Source organism: Nocardia sp. NPDC056064, from assembly GCF_042266925.1.
Taxonomy (GTDB): Bacteria; Actinomycetota; Actinomycetes; order Mycobacteriales; family Mycobacteriaceae; genus Nocardia.
In genome coordinates, this window is the sequence record NZ_JBHJWO010000005.1 from 27,440 (window position 1) to 43,313 (window position 15,874).

A 15,874-nucleotide genomic window follows, 5' to 3' on the forward strand; every position below is an offset into this window, starting at 1 on the left:
CCCCGTCGCTGGACAAGGACCCCGGCGCACCGGCGGGCGGCGCGAGCAGCGCCAAGATCGCCTCGGCGCTGCTGCGCTACCGGGTGCTGGCCTGGGTCACCGGCCTGTGGCTGCTGCTGCTCACCTTCGAGATGGTCGCCAAGTACGGCTTCGACGTCGACACCCCGAGCTGGATCGCGGTCGTGCACGGCTGGGTGTACTTCGCCTACCTGCTCGTCACCGCCGATCTCGCGGTCAAGGTGCGCTGGCCGATCGGCCGGACCGTCGGCACCCTCATCGCGGGCACGATCCCGTTCCTGTCCTTCTTCGTCGAGCACCGCAATGCCAACGACGTGAAGAACCAGTACAGCCTCTGATCTTCGGACGACGAACGCCGCCGCCCCTTCCGGGAGCGGCGGCGTTCTGCCGTGTAGGCGGCTCGGGAATCTCAGGCGAGAGCAGCCAGGGCGGGAATGAGCTGGGTCAGCGCCCGGCCGCGATGGGACACGGCGTCCTTCTCGGCAGGGGTCAGCTCGGCGGCCGAACCGGAACCACCCTCGGGCAGGAACAGCGGGTCGTAGCCGAAGCCACCCTCACCGCGCGGGGCGCGCGCGATGCTGCCCGGCCATTCCCCACGGACCACGGTCGTGGTGCCGTCGGGCAGTACCAGCGCGCAGGTGGACACGAACGCGGCGCCGCGCCGCTCGTCGGGGACATCACCGAGCTGGCCCAGCAGCAGGGCGTTGTTGGCCGCGTCGTCACCGTGGGTGCCCGACCAGCGCGCCGACAGCACGCCCGGCATGCCGTTGAGCGCGTCCACCTCGATACCGGAATCGTCGGCCACACAGGGCAATCCGGTCGCCACGGCACCGTCGCGGGCCTTGGCGATCGCGTTCTCCTCGAAGGTGGCGCCGGTCTCGGGCGCCTCCTCGTAGGGCGGTACGTCGGCCAGGCTCACCAGTTCGATCCCGGCCACGCCCGCCTCGTCGAGGATGCGGCGCAGTTCCTTCAGCTTCTTGGCATTTCGGCTGGCCACCAGCACACGCACGGCCACGGCTACTTCTTCGTGGCGGTGGGCTCGGGCAGCGCGCCCGGGTACGGCAGGGCCAGGGCTTCCTTCTGCACCGCGAACAGCTGCTCACAACCGGCCAGGGCCGAATCGAGCAGCTTGTCCAGGGTGGAGCGCGGGAAGGTGGCGCCCTCGCCGGTGCCCTGGATCTCGACCAGGGTGCCGGTGTCGGTGGCCACGACGTTCATGTCGACCTCGGCGCGCGAGTCCTCCTCGTAGGGCAGGTCCAGGCGCACCCGGCCGTCCACCACGCCCACGCTCACCGCGGCGATCATGCACGAGATCGGTTGCGGGTCGGCCAGTTTGCCCGCGGCGGCCAGGTAGGTCACCGCGTCGTGCAGGGCCACGTAGGCGCCGGTGATGGCGGCGGTGCGGGTGCCGCCGTCGGCCTGGAGCACGTCGCAGTCCAGGGCGATGGTGTTCTCACCCAGCGCGGCCAGGTCGATACAGGCCCGCAGCGAACGCCCGATCAGCCTGCTGATCTCCTGGGTGCGGCCACCCACCTTGCCCTTGACCGACTCGCGGCCGCTGCGGGTGTGGGTGGCGGCGGGCAGCATGGCGTACTCGGCGGTCAGCCAGCCCAGGCCGGAATCGCGGCGCCACGGCGGCACCCCCTCGGTGACGCTCGCGGTGCACATCACCCGCGTCTGCCCGAATTCCACCAGCACCGACCCCGCCGGGTGCGAGGTGAATCCCCGGGTGATCTTCACTTCGCGGAGTTCGTCATCCGCTCTGCCATCGGCTCGTCTCGACACGCGGATAGTGTAGGGGAACGCTAGAGATCGAAGCTCTCACCCGGTGACACGGCGTGCACCGGCCCGGCGAAGGCGGCCTTCGCCTCGGCGATGACGTCCTCGCGCGAGGTCCACGGCGGGATGTGGGTGAGCAGCAGTTCCTTGGCCCCGGAACGGGTGGCGATCTCGCCCGCCTCGGTGCCCGAAAGGTGAATGCCCGGAGGACGATTCGCCGGATCGTGGGTCCACGACGCCTCGGCCATCAGCACGTCGGCGCCCTGGGCCAGTTCCACCACCGCGTCGCACATGGCGGTGTCGCCGGTGTAGACGAACACGCGGCCGTCGGCGGCGGTGATGCGCAGGCCGTAGGACTCCGGCGGGTGGTACATCCGCCGGGCCTCGACGGTGTGGCCGGGGCCGAACGGGATCGGGGTGTTCTCCACCCACGCCTGGGAGTCGATCACGTCGGACCAGTCGTCGGTCTCGCCGCCGATCTCGGCCGAGGCGTTGCCGATGCGCAGTGCCGCGTCGGAGGGGCCGCGCACCAGGGCCCGCCCGGTGGGCGGGTTGGGGTGGTAGCGGCGCCAGACCAACAACGCGGGCAGGTCCAGGCAGTGGTCGGCGTGCAGGTGGGTGAGGAAGATGTCGACCTCACCCGGGTTGAGATGCTTCTGCAGCGCGCCGAAGATCCCGGGGCCGAAGTCGATGACGGTCGGCCGCATATCGGGGCCCGTCAGCAGGTAACCCGACGCTGGGGAGTCCGGGCCGGACACGCTGCCCGAGCACCCGAGGACGGTAAGGCGCATACCCTCATGCTGCCACGGCGTGCTGGTGCTCACTGCAGGATCCCCCCATTTCCCAGACCGGATCCCCGGCTACCGCGTTGGTACTGCGCGGCCGACCGATGCTCCACGGCGGCGTCGACGTTCATCTGATGAGAGTACCCAGCCCGCCAGCACTCCACCCACCGCCCCGAAAAGATGTCCCTGCCAAGAAATTCGGGGGTCGCTGGGCAGCACGCCCCACAGCATCGAGCCGTAGATCAGGAAGATCACCAGACCCACCACGATCTGCCCCACATTGCGCGCGAACCAGCCCCGGCAGATCAGGTACGTGAGCCAGCCGAACACGATCGAGGACGCCCCGAGGTGCACACTCCCCGACGACGCGGTGAGCCACGTCCCCACTCCGGCCACCACCCAGATGATGGCCGTGGCCGCGATCCCGCGCCCGATCCCCGACAGCAGCACCACGAACCCGAGCACCAGCAGCGGCAGCGTGTTGGCGAGCAGATGGTCCCACCCGCCGTGCAGCAGCGGCGCCCACAGGATCCCGTCGAGCCCGCCGATCGCGCGCGGTTCGATCCCGGCGCCGTCGAGCTGGTTGAGGGTGCCCGGCGGCTGACCGTGCGACAGGACCGTGTCGATCCCCTCGATCACATACAGCGCCCCGACGAATCCGAGGATCACCACGGCCGCCTGCACCCAGATCCGGGTTGCCCGCGGCGCAGGCGTTGTCGACCGGCCCTGCAATCCCGCGATCCGGTCCGGGTCGAACGACGCCCCGACTCCACCACTCACCGACATCGCCTCCACTCCGGCAGGGGACAAGCCCACTACGTCGAGCGTACCGAAACGGCTCAGGCCCAGAGCTGGCCTTCGAGCTTCTCCTCCGCCTCGTCCAGGGTGCCGTCGTAGGCGCCCGTGGACAGGTACTTCCAGCCGCCGTCGGCCACGACGAAGGCGATGTCGGCGCGCTTGCCCGCCTTCAGCGCCTTCTTGCCGATGCCGAGGGCCGCGTGCAGGATCGCGCCGGTGGAGATCCCGGCGAAGATGCCCTCCTCGCCGACCAGCTCCCTGGTGCGCTTGACCGCGTCGTAGGGGCCGACGGAGAAACGGGTGGTGAGCACCTTCTCGTCGTAGAGCTCGGGGATGAAGCCCTCGTCGATGTTGCGCAGCCCGTAGACGAGTTCGCCGTAGCGCGGCTCGGCCGCCACGATCTCGATGCCGGGGACCTGTTCGCGCAGGTAGCGGCCGGTGCCCATGAGGGTGCCGGTGGTGCCGAGACCGGCCACGAAGTGGGTGATCTCGGGCAGGTCGGCCAGCAGTTCGGGACCGGTGGTCTCGTAGTGCGCCAGCGCGTTGGCCGGGTTACCGTACTGGTAGAGCATCACCCAGTCGGGGTTCTCGGCGGCGATCTGCTTGGCCAGCGCGACGGCCTGGTTGGAGCCACCGGCGGCGGGCGAATCGATGATCTCGGCACCGAACATGGTGAGCAGCTGACGCCGTTCCACAGAGGTGTTCTCCGGCATCACGCACACGATCCGGTAGCCCTTGAGCTTGGCCGCCATGGCCAGCGAGATCCCGGTGTTGCCGCTGGTCGGTTCCAGAATGGTGCAGCCGGGGGTGAGCAGCCCGTCGGCCTCGGCCTGCTCGATCATCCGCAGCGCGGGCCGGTCCTTGACCGAACCGGTCGGGTTGCGGTCCTCGAGCTTGGCCCACAGCCGCACGTGGTTCTCGCCGTCCCACTGCGGCGACAGCGTCTGCAGCCCGACCAGGGGCGTGTTGCCCAGGGTCGCGATCAGCGATTCGTAGCGGGCCACGGGATCAGGCGCCGCCGGCCACGGCGGGCAGGATGGTGACCGACGCGTCGGCGGGCACCTCGGCGTCGAGGCCGCCGGCGAAGCGCACGTCCTCGTCGTCGACGTAGATGTTGACGTAGCGGTTGAGCTTGCCGTCCTTGAGCAGGCGCTCGGCCAGGCCGGGGTGGTTGGCCTCGAGGTCGTCGATCAGCGCGGACAGGGTCGCGCCCTCGCCCTGGACGCGCTTCTCGCCTCCGGTGAGACCACGCATGATGGTGGGGATGGACACGGTGACCGGCATGGTGACTCCTCGGTGATGACTTGGTTCGGTGGGGTTCAGGCGTCGTAGGTCTCGACGATGCGCACCGGTTCCTCGGTGACCTCGCCCTCGAGAATGCGGTAGCTGCGCAGCTCGTGGTGCTCCGGATCGCGGGTGGAGATCAGCACGTAGTGCGCGTCCGGCTCGGAGGCGTAGGAGATGTCGGTGCGGCTGGGGTAGGCCTCGGTGGCGGTGTGCGAGTGGTAGATGACGACCGGGGTCTCGTCGGCGTCGTCCATCGCACGCCAGACCTTCAGCTGCTCGCCGGAATCGAACCGGTAGAAGGTGGGCGAGCGTTCGGCGTTGACCATGGCCACGAAGCGTTGCGGGCGGTCGCTGCCCTCGGGTCCGGCGATGATGCCGCAGGCTTCGTCGGGGTGGTCGGCGCGGGCGTGCGCCACCATGGCGTCCACGAGGTCGGCCCTGATCACCAGCACTTGTCGGCCCTTTCCACATCCTGTTCCAGCGGTGCCGAGCACCAGTCCCGACAACCACTCACCCTATTCGGGTATTCCGGCGGGTGCGCACGCCGGTCCGGATCAGGCGCCGAACAGGTCGCGGTAGGCGGGGATGCCGGCGATCGAGGTGGCGTGCAGTACCGCGTCGACCACGGCGCGTTCGACCACCACGGCCGCGGCGGTGCACAGCTGGTCGAGCAGCAGCAGGTCCGGCGGGAAAGCCGGGGGCAGCGCGACCGCCGGGGCCCGCTTCGCGCCGGTGCTGAGGGCGAACAGGGTGTCGCCGTCGAGGGGTGAGTGCACGGGGCGGATCGCGCGGGCCAGCCCGTCGTGCGCGGTGGTGGCGAGCCTGCGGCAGCCCGCCGGGTCGAGGGCGGCGTCGGTGGCCACCACACCGATGGTGGTGTTGAGCACGGTGCCCTTCACGGGCAGGGCGTTCATCGCGGCGATCTGCTCGGGGGTGCCGGGCGCGAGCCCGAAGTACTCCGGTCCGTCGGTGCCGGTGCCCCAGGGCAGGCCGGTGCGCGGGTCGACGACCGAGCCGACCGGATTGGCGACGATCACCGCGCCCACGGTCATCCCCTCCCCCGGTCCCTCGCCGAGAACCACACTCGCCGAACCGATTCCGCCCTTGAGCGCGCCCGCCCGCGCACCCACCCCCGCGCCCGCGGTCCCGCGCGCGAACTCGGTCGAGGCCGCGTCGGCCGCGCGGAAACCGTCGTCGGCGGTCGGCCGGACGCGCCAGTCCCCGACCGGCAGGTCGAAGATCACCGCGGCGGGCACGATCGGCACCACCCGGCCCGGGTCGGCGGGGTCCATCGGGATGCCCTCGCCGTGTTCCTCGGCCCAGCGCATCACGCCGTCGGCGGCGGCCAGGCCGTATGCGCTGCCGCCGGTGAGCAGGATGGCGTGCAGCTGCCGGACGGTGTTGGCGGGGTCGAGCAGATCGGTCTCCCTGGTGCCGGGGCCGCCGCCGCGCACGTCGACCGCGGCCGTCGCGCCGCCGGGCACCCGCACCACCGTGCAGCCCGTCGCCGCCCCGGAACCCAGGGTGACCTGCGGATCGAGCCGCTGACAGTGCCCGACGAGCACCCCCACGACATCGGTGATCGCGTCGCGGGCGCCCGGCGCGCTGCGCATCAGGGGGCCAGCGCCTGCAGCAGTGAGTCCTGCATCCAGGTGAGCCAGTGGTAGACGTCCAGATGCGGCGCGCGCGGATCTTCCGGCTCGAAATGTTCGGGCGTGTCGTCGTCGATGTCGAGCAGGGTGCCCAGCGCCAGGCGGACGTCGGTGAGCGCGGCCAGCCACGCGTCGGCCTGTTCGGGGGTGAGCACGATCTTGCCGCCGGTCTCCGGGCAGCTCTCCAGCACGGTCCGGCCCGCGGCGAGCTTGGCGTCGATGATCTCCGGCTCGTGCAGGCTGCGCAGCGCGCTGTTGAGATCGGCGCGCTTGGCGTCGGGCGAGCCCGGCTCGGCGCGGTGGAAATCGGGCAGCAGGCGCAGCAGTTGCGGGTCGTCGGGTGGGGTGGAGTTGCCGGTGCGCAGCCCGGTGAGGGCGGCGAGTTCGTCTTCGGGGGCCTCGTTGGCGCGGTCGCTGAGCAGACCGGACACGGCCCCGATCAGCGAGCGCAGGACGGTGGCCTCGTGCTCGTCCATCTCGGATCGAAGCTTCAGGCCACTCAGCGAGTTCTTCCGGCTCCACTTGCGCACAGGGCCACGGTACTCAGTCGTCGCGCTGCATGGTTGCCCAGAGCCCCGCGGCGTGGAGTCTGCGCACGTCCTGTTCCATCTTGTCGCGCGAACCCGACGACACCACGGCCTTGCCCTCGTTGTGCACCTGCAGCATCAACTCGGTCGCCTTGGCTTTGCTGTAGCCGAACAGCTTCTGGAATATGTAGGTGACGTAGTGCATGAGGTTGACCGGGTCGTCCCAGACGACGGTCACCCAGGGCCGGTCCTCGGCCTCCAGGATCTCGGCGTGCTCGACTGCCTCCGGCGTAGCCTGTGGCGCCGACAGTGCGGCGTTCACGGCGTCGGTGACGGCGCCGGTCCGAACGGAATTGCACACGGCCATAAACCCCAGGGTACGACGAGGCAGGCCGGAAACAACACCCGGTGACTACAGTTTCTCGTGTGCCCCACCGTGACGAGTCCGCCAGCACCGCGTTGCTGACCGACCAGTACGAGCTGACCATGCTGGCCGCGGCCCTGGCCGACGGTTCCGCGCACCGGCGCTGCACCTTCGAGGTGTTCGCCCGCAGGTTGCCCAACGGCCGCCGTTACGGCGTGGTCGCGGGCACCGGCAGGCTGCTCGACGCGCTGGGCGCGTTCCGCTTCGGTCCCGAGGAGCTCGCGGTGGCCGCGACGTTCCTCGATCCGGCCACCGTCGACTGGTTGCGCGAGTATCGCTTCACCGGCGACATCGACGGCTACGCCGAGGGCGAGCTGTACTTCCCTGGCTCGCCGATCCTGTCGGTACGCGGCAGTTTCGCCGAGTGCGTGCTGCTCGAGACGCTGGCGCTGTCGATCTTCAACCACGACAGCGCCATCGCCTCGGCGGCCGCGCGGATGGTGAGCGCCGCGGCCGGGCGCCGGACCATCGAGATGGGTTCGCGGCGCACCCACGAGCTGGCCGCGCCGTCGAGTTCGCGCGCGGCCTACCTGGCCGGTTTCGACGCCACCTCCAATCTGGAGGCGGTGCGCAGCTTCGGCGTGCCGGGCGCGGGCACCAGCGCGCACGCCTTCACGCTGCTGCACTCCGGTGCCGACGGCGAACACGAGGCCGCCGCCTTCCGCAGCCAGGTCGAGGCGCTCGGCGTGTCGACCACCCTGCTGGTGGACACCTTCGACATCACCCGCGGCGTGGCCACCGCCATCGAGGTGGCCGGTCCCGAGCTGGGCGGGGTGCGCATCGACTCCGGTGACCTGGGCGTGCTGGCCCGCCAGGTCCGCGACCAGCTCGACGGCCTCGGCGCCACCGGCACCAGGATCGTGGTCTCCGGCGACCTGGACGAGTACGCCATCGCCGCGCTGCGCGCCGAACCGGTGGACGTCTACGGCGTGGGCACTTCGCTGGTCACCGGCTCGGGCGCGCCGACCGCGGGCATGGTCTACAAGCTGGTCGAGGTCGAGGGCGTCCCGGTGGCCAAGCGGTCGAGTCACAAGGAGTCGCGCGGCGGCACCAAGAAGGCGGTGCGGCTGGCCCGCGCGACCGGCACCGTCGTGGAGGAGATCGTCTACCCCGCCGCCGGGGAGGCGCCCGCGACCGACGGCTTCCAGGCGCGCGAACTGCAGGTGCCGCTGGTGCGCAAGGGCGAGATCGTCGACGGGGTGGCCACGCTGGCGCAGAGCCGGGAGCTGGTCGCGCGCGGGCTGGTCAGCCTGCCGTGGGAGGGGCTCAAGCTCTCGGCGGGCGAGCCCGCGATCCCCACGACCTTCCTGGGCTGAGGACAATGGAAGTGAACGAACGTGGAGGGACCGGTATGGCGCGCGGCTTGGTGATCGTGGACGTGCAGAACGACTTCTGTGAGGGCGGCGCGCTCGCCGTCGCGGGCGGGGCCGCCGTCGCGACCGCGATCAGCGAGCATCTCGCGTCGACCCCCTACGACGCCGTGGTCGCCACCCGCGACTGGCACATCGACCCCGGCGCGCATTTCTCCGACACCCCCGACTACGTCGACTCCTGGCCGCCGCACTGCCGCGTCGGCACCCCCGGCGCCGAGTTCCACCCGAACCTCGACACCGCGCCGGTGCAGGAGACCTTCCACAAGGGCGAATACACCGCCGCCTACTCCGGTTTCGAGGGCGCCGCCGCCGACGGCACCACACTCACCGACTGGCTGCGCGCCCGCGGCATCGACACCGTCGACGTGGTCGGCATCGCCACCGACCACTGCGTGCGCGCCACCGCCCTGGACGCCCGCGCCGCCGGTTTCGGCACCCGCGTGCTGCTCGACCTCACCGCGGGCGTGTCCCCCGAGACCACCCGCACCGCCCTCGAAAGACTGCGCGCCGCAGGGGTCGACCTCGTCGGCGCGACCGCGTCCTGACCACTCACCGCCACCCCGTTCGCCCCAGCGACCGAGCCGCCGCGATGCCCCGCGGTGGGTGCGCCGGCACCGCCGTCGATACTTCCGGCATGGACTATCGATTCCCGGCCCACACCCGCGCCACCCTGACCACCGCGCTCGCCGGGCTCGACAACATCCACGACGCCGCCGAACTCGTCTTCTGGTCCAACCCCGCCACCGACGACCTCCAGCGCCTCGGCCTCGGCGCCTTCGGCCGGCTCCCACCCGCCTTCACCCACCTGCTGGCCCTGACCAGCCTGCACTCCACCGTCCTGGACACCGGCTTCAGCGGCTACCTGCGCACCCGCCGCGCCGAACTCCCCTGGGCCACCCGAGGTCTGCGCGCCGCGGGCATGCCGACACTGGCCGCCGCCGCCGTCCTCACCGCCCACGACATCTCCCCCAGCTCCCCCGACGACCCCCTCGACCGCTTCTGGGAAGACGAACACCAGGTCCTCGCCAACCCCGCCCAGATCCGCCGCCCCACCGGCGACCGCGCCGACGACCCGGACGAGATCTACGACATCAACGAACCGCAAGACTTCGAACAACGCGTCCTGGACTACATCCGCGCCCACCCCGACGACTTCGTCCGCGAGTACTGAACGTCGGCGAAACCTGTCGGCGGGGGCCGCTAGGCTGCCTGCGTGCCCGAACTCCCTCCCGTCACCGACCTGCTCGTCACCGCTGTGCGTGCCCTGGGCGGGAAGGAACGCACCGGTCAGACCGCCATGGCCGCCGCGGTCGACCACGCGATCGACACCAAGGAACACCTGGCGGTGCAGGCGGGCACCGGCACCGGGAAGTCGCTGGCCTATCTGGTGCCGAGCCTGCGGCACGCGGTGCGCACGGGGCGCACGGTGGTGGTGTCCACGGCGACGATCGCGCTGCAACGCCAGCTCGTCGACCGGGATCTGCCGCGCCTGGCCGAGGCGCTGAAGAAGCCCCTGGGCCGCGCACCGCAGTTCGCGATCCTCAAGGGCCGCAACAACTATCTGTGCCTGAACAAGATCAACAGCGTCATCCCGGAGGACACCGGCGGCGAGGCCGAACTGTTCGACGCCTTCGCCATCTCGCGCCTGGGCCGCGAGGTGCAGCGCCTCAACGAGTGGGCCTCCGACACCGAGACCGGCGACCGCGACGAGATCGCGCCCGGCGTCAGCGACCGCGCCTGGCGGCAGGTGAGCGTGTCCTCGCGCGAGTGCCTGGGCAAGTCGCGCTGCCAGTTCGGCCAGGACTGCTTCGCCGAGAAGGCGCGCGGCGAGTCGGCGCAGGCCGATGTGGTGGTCACCAACCACGCACTGCTGGCCATCGACGCCATCAGCGGCATCCAGGTGCTGCCCGAACACGATGTGGTGGTGATCGACGAGGCGCACGAACTGGTCGACCGGGTCACCGGCGTGGCCACCGCCGAACTGGCCGCCACCGCGATCAGCGCCGCGGCCCGGCGCTGCACCAAACTCATCGACGAGCGCGAGGTCGACCGGCTCGAAGGCGCCGCCGAGGCCTTCCACCAGGCCATCGAGGACCTGCCCGCCGCCCGCTGGGACCACCTGCCCGACGGCATCGCCCCGGTGCTCGCGCTGGTCCGCGACGCCGCCTGGAACGCGCGCACCGAGATCGCCCCGCAGGGGACGGTGAAGACCCAGGACGACCCCGACAACGCCGCCGCCCGCACCATGGCCGTGGCCGCGCTCGAGGACGTCCACGATGCCGCGGTGCGCGCGCTCACCGCCTTCGAGGAGGCCGATCCGGCCGCGCGCCGCGATGTCATCTGGCTCTCCGCCGACGAGGTGCGCGGCGTGCCCCGGCGCACGCTGCGGATGGCGCCGCTGTCGGTGGGTGGGCTCTTGCGCAGCAGGCTGTTCGGCTCGGCCACCGTCGTGCTCACCTCGGCGACCCTGCAGATCGGCGGGTCCTTCGACGGGCTGGCGATCACCTGGGGCCTGCCCGCGCAGTCCGGCGGCAAGGTCGACGCCGCGCTGGCCAACGGCGCCACCGCCCCCGCCGACACCGAGACGGTGCGCTGGAGTTCGCTGGACGTGGGTTCGCCGTTCGACCACGCCAAGTCCGGCATCCTCTATGTCGCCAAGCACCTGCCCGCCCCGGGCCGCGACGGCCTCTCGCCCACCTACCTCGACGAGATCGAGCAGCTCATCACCGCCGCGGGCGGACGCACCCTCGGCCTGTTCTCCTCCATGCGCGCCGCCAAGGCCGCCACCGAGGCGCTGCGCGAGCGGCTCGACACGCCCGTGCTGTGCCAGGGCGACGATTCGATGGGCGCGCTGGTTCGCAAGTTCGCCGACGATCCGGCCACCTCGCTGTTCGGCACGCTCACCCTCTGGCAGGGCGTGGACGTACCGGGCCCGTCGCTGAGTCTGGTGATCCTGGACCGCATCCCGTTCCCCCGCCCGGACGACCCGCTGCTCACCGCGCGCCAGCGCGCGGTGGAATCGCGCGGCGGCAACGGCTTCATGACCGTGGCCGCCAATCACGCCGCGCTGCTGCTCGCGCAGGGCACCGGCCGGTTGCTGCGCAGCGTCGACGACCGCGGCGTGGTCGCCGTGCTCGACTCGCGCCTGGCCACCGCCCGCTACGGCAGCTACCTGCGCGCCTCGCTGCCGCCGTACTGGGAGACCACCGATCCGGAGGTCGTGGCCAAGGCGCTGCGCAGGCTCACCGCGTCGGCCTGAATCCGCGAGCTTGCACAGCGGGCCTTGCGATTCGCAAGGTTGGCACCGCGAATTGGCTACCGGGCGAACGCAACTCGTGAGAACGTGTGCTGATGATGCACCACGCCGATGGCGAGGTACTCGGCGAATTTCTGGTCAGCGCAAGATCTTTGGCCGAGTACCGCGCGATGTTCCAACTCTCCGACGACGACCTCGCCGGTCGCCGCATACTCGACTGCCCCGGGGGCGCAGCAAGTTTCGCCGCGGAGGCGAGCGCGCTGGGCGCCGAGGTGACCGCGATCGACCCCATCTACGCCACCGCCCCCGCCGACCTGGCCGCCCGCGCCACCCCCGAGACCGAACGGGCGGTGGCCTGGGCCCACCAGCACGCCGACCGGTACCGCTGGGACTGGTACGGCAGCACCGCCGAGCACGCCGCGATCCGCCGCGGCGCCGCCGCCCGCTTCGCCGAGGACGTCCGCACCACGCCCGACCGCTACCTCGCCGGCTCGCTCCCCTCGCTGCCCTGCCCCGACGACTCGTTCGATCTGGCGCTGAGTTCGCACCTGCTGTTCAGCTACGCCGACCGCCTCGACGCGGACTTCCACCTGGCCGCCCTGCAGGAGCTGGCCCGCGTCGCCACCACCGAGGCGCGGGTGTATCCGCTGCTGGACTACACCGGCGCCCCGCTCGACGACCTGATCGATCACCTGCGGACCGAACTGCACGACAAAGGAATTCAGACCTCGCTGCGCAAAACCCACTATGAGTTCCACCACGGTGCCGACACCATGCTGACGTTGCAGCCCGTGGCCTGATCACCGCAGGTCGATGCCGGTCCGCTATCACGGACCGGCATTCGGGCACGCCCGTGCCAGTCATACGTTCCGGCTACCGAAGGCGAGCCGCCGCCCGGCACCCCGGACCCGGCGTTGTACGTTCTTAGTCGTGCATACGATGCGAGCCGGCCGGTAGCACGGCCGTGGCGGAGAGATCTCGACGCGTGGAGCTGCCGCGCACGACCCTGACGCTCATCCTGCTACTCGGTACCGCCGTCCTAGGTGTGACGCTGCTGTTCACCACCATGGACCCCTGGATGAACAGCGGCGGCATCCTCGCCGGCGGCCTGGACGTCCACATCTATCGCGACGGCGGCTGGCGGCTGTGGCACGGCCGCGCGCTGTATCTCGAACCCACCCACTACGGCCTGCTCTACACCTACACCCCGTTCTCGGCGGTGGTGTTCCTGCCGCTGCTGCTGGTGCCGTGGGGCGCGGTCACCACCACCTGGCTGACGCTCAATCTGCTCGTGCTGTTCGCCTGTGTGCTGCAGAGCTGGCGGATGCTCGGCTACCGGGTGACCCCGCGCCTGGCGACGGTCAGCGCGCTGATCGCGCTGGCCTGCACCTTCGCCGAGCCGGTGCGCACCACCCTGTACTACGGGCAGATCAATCTGTGGCTGATGCTGCTGGTGCTGTGGGACTTCTCGCGTGGTGAGCACAGCCGCCTGCGCGGTCTGGGCGTCGGCATCGCCGCGGGCATCAAGCTGACCCCGCTGTTCTTCATCGCCCAGTACCTGTTCCAGCGGCAGTGGCGGGCCGCGGTCACGGCGGCGCTCACCTTCCTGGCCACCATCGCCGGGACCGCGCTGATCCTGCCGCGCGACTCCTTCCAGTACTGGACCTCGACGTTCTTCCACTCCGGCCGCATCGCCCCGGATGTGCACCCCGCCAACCAGTCCCTGCGCGGCGCCATCGCCCATCTCATCCACGGCCCCGCCCCGATCTGGCTGTGGCTGCTGATCGCGGTGCCGATCGCGCTGGCGGCGCTGTGGCTGGCGGCCGAACTCCAGCGCCGGGGCGAGCCGCTGCTGTCGGTGACCCTGGGTGGGCTCACCGCGTGCGCGGTGTCGCCGTATTCCTGGGGCCACCACTGGGTCTGGTTCGTGCCGCTGCTGGTGTACCTGATCCACCGCGCCCAGACCCGGCGGCGCTGGTGGCTCGCCGCCGGTGTCCTCTATCCCGCGATCGCCGCGTGGACCTACACGTACCTGCCGGGCTGGGTCAGCGTCGGCACCTTCCTGCTGCCGCCGTGGTGGCCGCTGTCGCAGGTGCTGATGAACATCTACGTGGTGCTCTACCTGATCACGCTGGCCGGTATCGCGGTCGGCCTGCGCAGGCGCACCCCGCCGCCGATCGAGCCGATCGTCATCGAAGCGCCAGCGGCCGAACCGGACTCGCGCGGCCTCGATCCGCTGGTGGTGGTGCCGCTACCCGCACGCCCAGTCGAAAACGCCTGACTCCAGGTCGAGCTGGGCGTTGCCGCCGCCGAAGTTCATCCCGGAGATCTCCTCGATCTCCAGGTAGTACGCGGTCAGCCCCTCGGGCAGGGCCTGCACCGGGAAGGCGGTGCCGCCCAGGTGACAGCGCCCGAACAGCGGCTCGGCCCAGGGGTTCCAGCCGGAGTCCTCGGTGAGCGGGTCCTGGTAGCGGGTGTCGGTCTCGTACTCCACCGGCGGGATGCCCACATTGGGATCGCCGGTGCGTTCGGCCAGCCAGATGCCGACGGTGGGATGCACGTCGTCCCAGGCGTTGCAGCCTTCGTCGCTCGCCACCGGCGCACCGGCCGGGCGGACATCGGCGGGCGGGGCGACGGGCCCCGCGGCGAATTCGGCCTCGGTGAGCCAGATCAGGGCGAAGGCGCCGCCGATCTCGTCGTGCAGGATGCGCAGCTGTGGGTGCAGGCGGGTGCTCACGAGGTCGCGGGCCACCGGGTCCTCGGACGCGGCATCGGGCACGACCGGGTCGCCCGCGTCGGCGAACTGCCCCTCACCCTGGAAGAACGCGACGGCGGGGAAACCGGGACCGCGCCGCTGGTAGTCGGCGGGCAACCGCAGGGTGAACGCGTGCATCATCGGCAACCCGGTGACCGGCCCGCGCGGCCAGCACGCCACGTCGATCCCGGGCCCCTCGCTACCGATCCAGCCCGACCGCACCGGCGCGTCCAGCGTCAGCGGCTCACCACCGGGCGTCTCCGCCAGCTTGTCGGCCGAGTCCCCGAAACCCAGGTCGTACGCCTTCATCGCGCCTCTCCTCTTTCCCTGTGCGGACGATGCCGTGCCCGCCCCGCGCGGGCCGCACGCCGACGAGGGTAGTGCGTCGCACCGACATCGGGTGACACCGCGGCGACCACCCGGCAACCAGCACACGACAACGGCGGCGCGGCGAGGCGTGGTCACCACACCGCCGTCGCGGGGAACTCAGCTCAGAGCACGGCCTTCAGCAGCAGCGTCAGCAGCCCGGAACCGATACCGAGCGCGACCGCCCCCGCGCCCCACACCAGGCCCTGCCGCGCCCACGGCCGTCCGTGATCCAGCGAGAACCGGCCGGGACCGGTGAAGGCCAGGGTGACGGCCGGGATGGCGAACAGCAGCGCCACCTCGTAACCCTTGCCGGTGAGCAGGCCACCGGCGAAGGTGACATTGATGGCGTTGACCATGGTGCCCAGCACCGCGGCAGCGGCCAGCGGGGTGAGCAGGCCGAGTACCAGCGCGAGACCGCCGGCGAATTCGGTGAGCCCGGCCAGCGTGCCGAAGATCTCGCCGGGGTTGTAGCCCATGGCGGTGAAGCCGTCGGCGGTGTCGCGCCAGCCCTTGCCGCCCCACCAGCCGAAGAGTTTCTGGGCGCCGTGCGCGGCCATCAGGCCGCCGAAGCCGACGCGCAGGACGAGCAGGCCGATATCGCTCGAGAGCGCGGCATCGGTGGCCGTGAGGGTGGTGGTCGTGCCGGAAGTGGTGGTGCGGGTAGCGGTGTCGGTCATCGTTTCCTCGTCTGCGATTCGATACATGCCCGCAACCGGACTGCGGTCCGATTGCCTTCTCCGATCAACTCCGGTGCGGTCCGGGCTATTTCACGCCCGTCCCGCCGGATCTGTGCCGCTGGTCACAACCGATGCGAAAGGCCGCCCGATCGGACGGCCTTTCGCTTGCTGACA

19 protein-coding genes are annotated in these 15,874 nt (G+C 71.0%); 7 read left to right on the forward strand and 12 right to left on the reverse strand.

Annotated features, from left to right (window positions below):
* Positions 1-8 precede the first annotated feature (8 nt).
* On the forward strand, positions 9-356 hold the full coding sequence (locus tag ACFC06_RS28880; protein ID WP_375938685.1) for a DUF3817 domain-containing protein: 348 nt from the start codon (positions 9-11) through the stop codon (positions 354-356).
* 71 nt (positions 357-427) lie between these two features.
* Here ACFC06_RS28880 and rdgB read toward each other — a convergent pair whose 3' ends face one another.
* From rdgB to clpS, 10 genes are all read right to left on the reverse strand, one after another.
* Positions 428-1,033, reverse strand: coding sequence for an RdgB/HAM1 family non-canonical purine NTP pyrophosphatase (gene rdgB / locus ACFC06_RS28885; RefSeq protein ID WP_375938600.1), 606 nt, complete (start codon positions 1,031-1,033; stop codon positions 428-430).
* A 2-nt stretch (positions 1,034-1,035) separates the two neighbouring features.
* Positions 1,036-1,803 carry a ribonuclease PH gene (rph, locus tag ACFC06_RS28890; RefSeq protein ID WP_375938603.1) on the reverse strand — a complete coding sequence of 256 codons (768 nt, stop codon included), beginning with the start codon at positions 1,801-1,803 and terminating at the stop codon, positions 1,036-1,038.
* Positions 1,804-1,823: 20 nt separating this feature from the next.
* Positions 1,824-2,588 carry a cyclic nucleotide-degrading phosphodiesterase gene (locus ACFC06_RS28895; RefSeq protein WP_375938606.1) on the reverse strand — a complete coding sequence of 255 codons (765 nt, stop codon included), beginning with the start codon at positions 2,586-2,588 and terminating at the stop codon, positions 1,824-1,826.
* Between the two features lie 69 nt (positions 2,589-2,657).
* Complete coding sequence (locus ACFC06_RS28900; protein ID WP_375938688.1) at positions 2,658-3,368, reverse strand: rhomboid family intramembrane serine protease; 711 nt, start codon at positions 3,366-3,368, stop codon at positions 2,658-2,660.
* 53 nt (positions 3,369-3,421) lie between these two features.
* Positions 3,422-4,384 carry a PLP-dependent cysteine synthase family protein gene (locus tag ACFC06_RS28905; RefSeq protein ID WP_375938609.1) on the reverse strand — a complete coding sequence of 321 codons (963 nt, stop codon included), beginning with the start codon at positions 4,382-4,384 and terminating at the stop codon, positions 3,422-3,424.
* Between the two features lie 4 nt (positions 4,385-4,388).
* A complete protein-coding gene (locus ACFC06_RS28910) occupies positions 4,389-4,664 on the reverse strand; it encodes a MoaD/ThiS family protein (RefSeq protein ID WP_375938612.1) in 276 nt (91 codons plus the stop codon).
* A gap of 35 nt (positions 4,665-4,699) precedes the next feature.
* Positions 4,700-5,119 (reverse strand): Mov34/MPN/PAD-1 family protein, encoded by a 420-nt coding sequence (locus ACFC06_RS28915; RefSeq protein ID WP_375938615.1) that lies wholly within the window; start codon positions 5,117-5,119, stop codon positions 4,700-4,702.
* A 102-nt stretch (positions 5,120-5,221) separates the two neighbouring features.
* A complete protein-coding gene (locus ACFC06_RS28920; RefSeq protein WP_375938691.1) occupies positions 5,222-6,283 on the reverse strand; it encodes a P1 family peptidase in 1,062 nt (353 codons plus the stop codon).
* Positions 6,280-6,849 carry a DUF2017 domain-containing protein gene (locus ACFC06_RS28925; protein WP_278266117.1) on the reverse strand — a complete coding sequence of 190 codons (570 nt, stop codon included), beginning with the start codon at positions 6,847-6,849 and terminating at the stop codon, positions 6,280-6,282. The genes ACFC06_RS28920 and ACFC06_RS28925 overlap by 4 nt, the downstream gene beginning before the upstream one ends.
* Before the next feature lie 13 nt (positions 6,850-6,862).
* On the reverse strand, positions 6,863-7,213 hold the full coding sequence (gene clpS / locus ACFC06_RS28930; RefSeq protein ID WP_375938619.1) for an ATP-dependent Clp protease adapter ClpS: 351 nt from the start codon (positions 7,211-7,213) through the stop codon (positions 6,863-6,865).
* 59 nt (positions 7,214-7,272) lie between these two features.
* Here clpS and ACFC06_RS28935 point away from each other — a divergent pair, with 59 nt between their 5' ends.
* The 6 genes from ACFC06_RS28935 (at position 7,273) to ACFC06_RS28960 (ending at position 14,180) form a co-directional block, all read left to right on the forward strand.
* Positions 7,273-8,586: a nicotinate phosphoribosyltransferase gene (locus tag ACFC06_RS28935; protein WP_375938622.1), complete on the forward strand. Its 1,314-nt coding sequence runs from the start codon at positions 7,273-7,275 to the stop codon at positions 8,584-8,586.
* Positions 8,587-8,621: 35 nt separating this feature from the next.
* On the forward strand, positions 8,622-9,188 hold the full coding sequence (locus tag ACFC06_RS28940; protein WP_375938625.1) for an isochorismatase family protein: 567 nt from the start codon (positions 8,622-8,624) through the stop codon (positions 9,186-9,188).
* Between the two features lie 89 nt (positions 9,189-9,277).
* Complete coding sequence (locus tag ACFC06_RS28945; protein WP_375938628.1) at positions 9,278-9,814, forward strand: hypothetical protein; 537 nt, start codon at positions 9,278-9,280, stop codon at positions 9,812-9,814.
* 42 nt (positions 9,815-9,856) lie between these two features.
* On the forward strand, positions 9,857-11,902 hold the full coding sequence (locus ACFC06_RS28950) for an ATP-dependent DNA helicase (protein WP_375938631.1): 2,046 nt from the start codon (positions 9,857-9,859) through the stop codon (positions 11,900-11,902).
* Positions 11,903-12,069: 167 nt separating this feature from the next.
* Positions 12,070-12,699 (forward strand): hypothetical protein, encoded by a 630-nt coding sequence (locus ACFC06_RS28955; RefSeq protein ID WP_375938634.1) that lies wholly within the window; start codon positions 12,070-12,072, stop codon positions 12,697-12,699.
* 185 nt (positions 12,700-12,884) lie between these two features.
* A complete protein-coding gene (locus ACFC06_RS28960; RefSeq protein WP_375938637.1) occupies positions 12,885-14,180 on the forward strand; it encodes a glycosyltransferase 87 family protein in 1,296 nt (431 codons plus the stop codon).
* Here the strand turns inward: ACFC06_RS28960 and ACFC06_RS28965 are convergent.
* Both ACFC06_RS28965 and ACFC06_RS28970 read right to left on the reverse strand, forming a co-directional pair.
* Entirely contained in the window at positions 14,151-14,963 is an 813-nt protein-coding gene (locus ACFC06_RS28965) for a hypothetical protein (RefSeq protein WP_375938640.1), read from the reverse strand. The two genes, ACFC06_RS28960 and ACFC06_RS28965, sit on opposite strands and share 30 nt — an antisense overlap.
* A gap of 182 nt (positions 14,964-15,145) precedes the next feature.
* Positions 15,146-15,700, reverse strand: coding sequence for a DoxX family protein (locus ACFC06_RS28970; protein ID WP_375938643.1), 555 nt, complete (start codon positions 15,698-15,700; stop codon positions 15,146-15,148).
* Between the last annotated feature and the right edge of the window lie 174 nt (positions 15,701-15,874).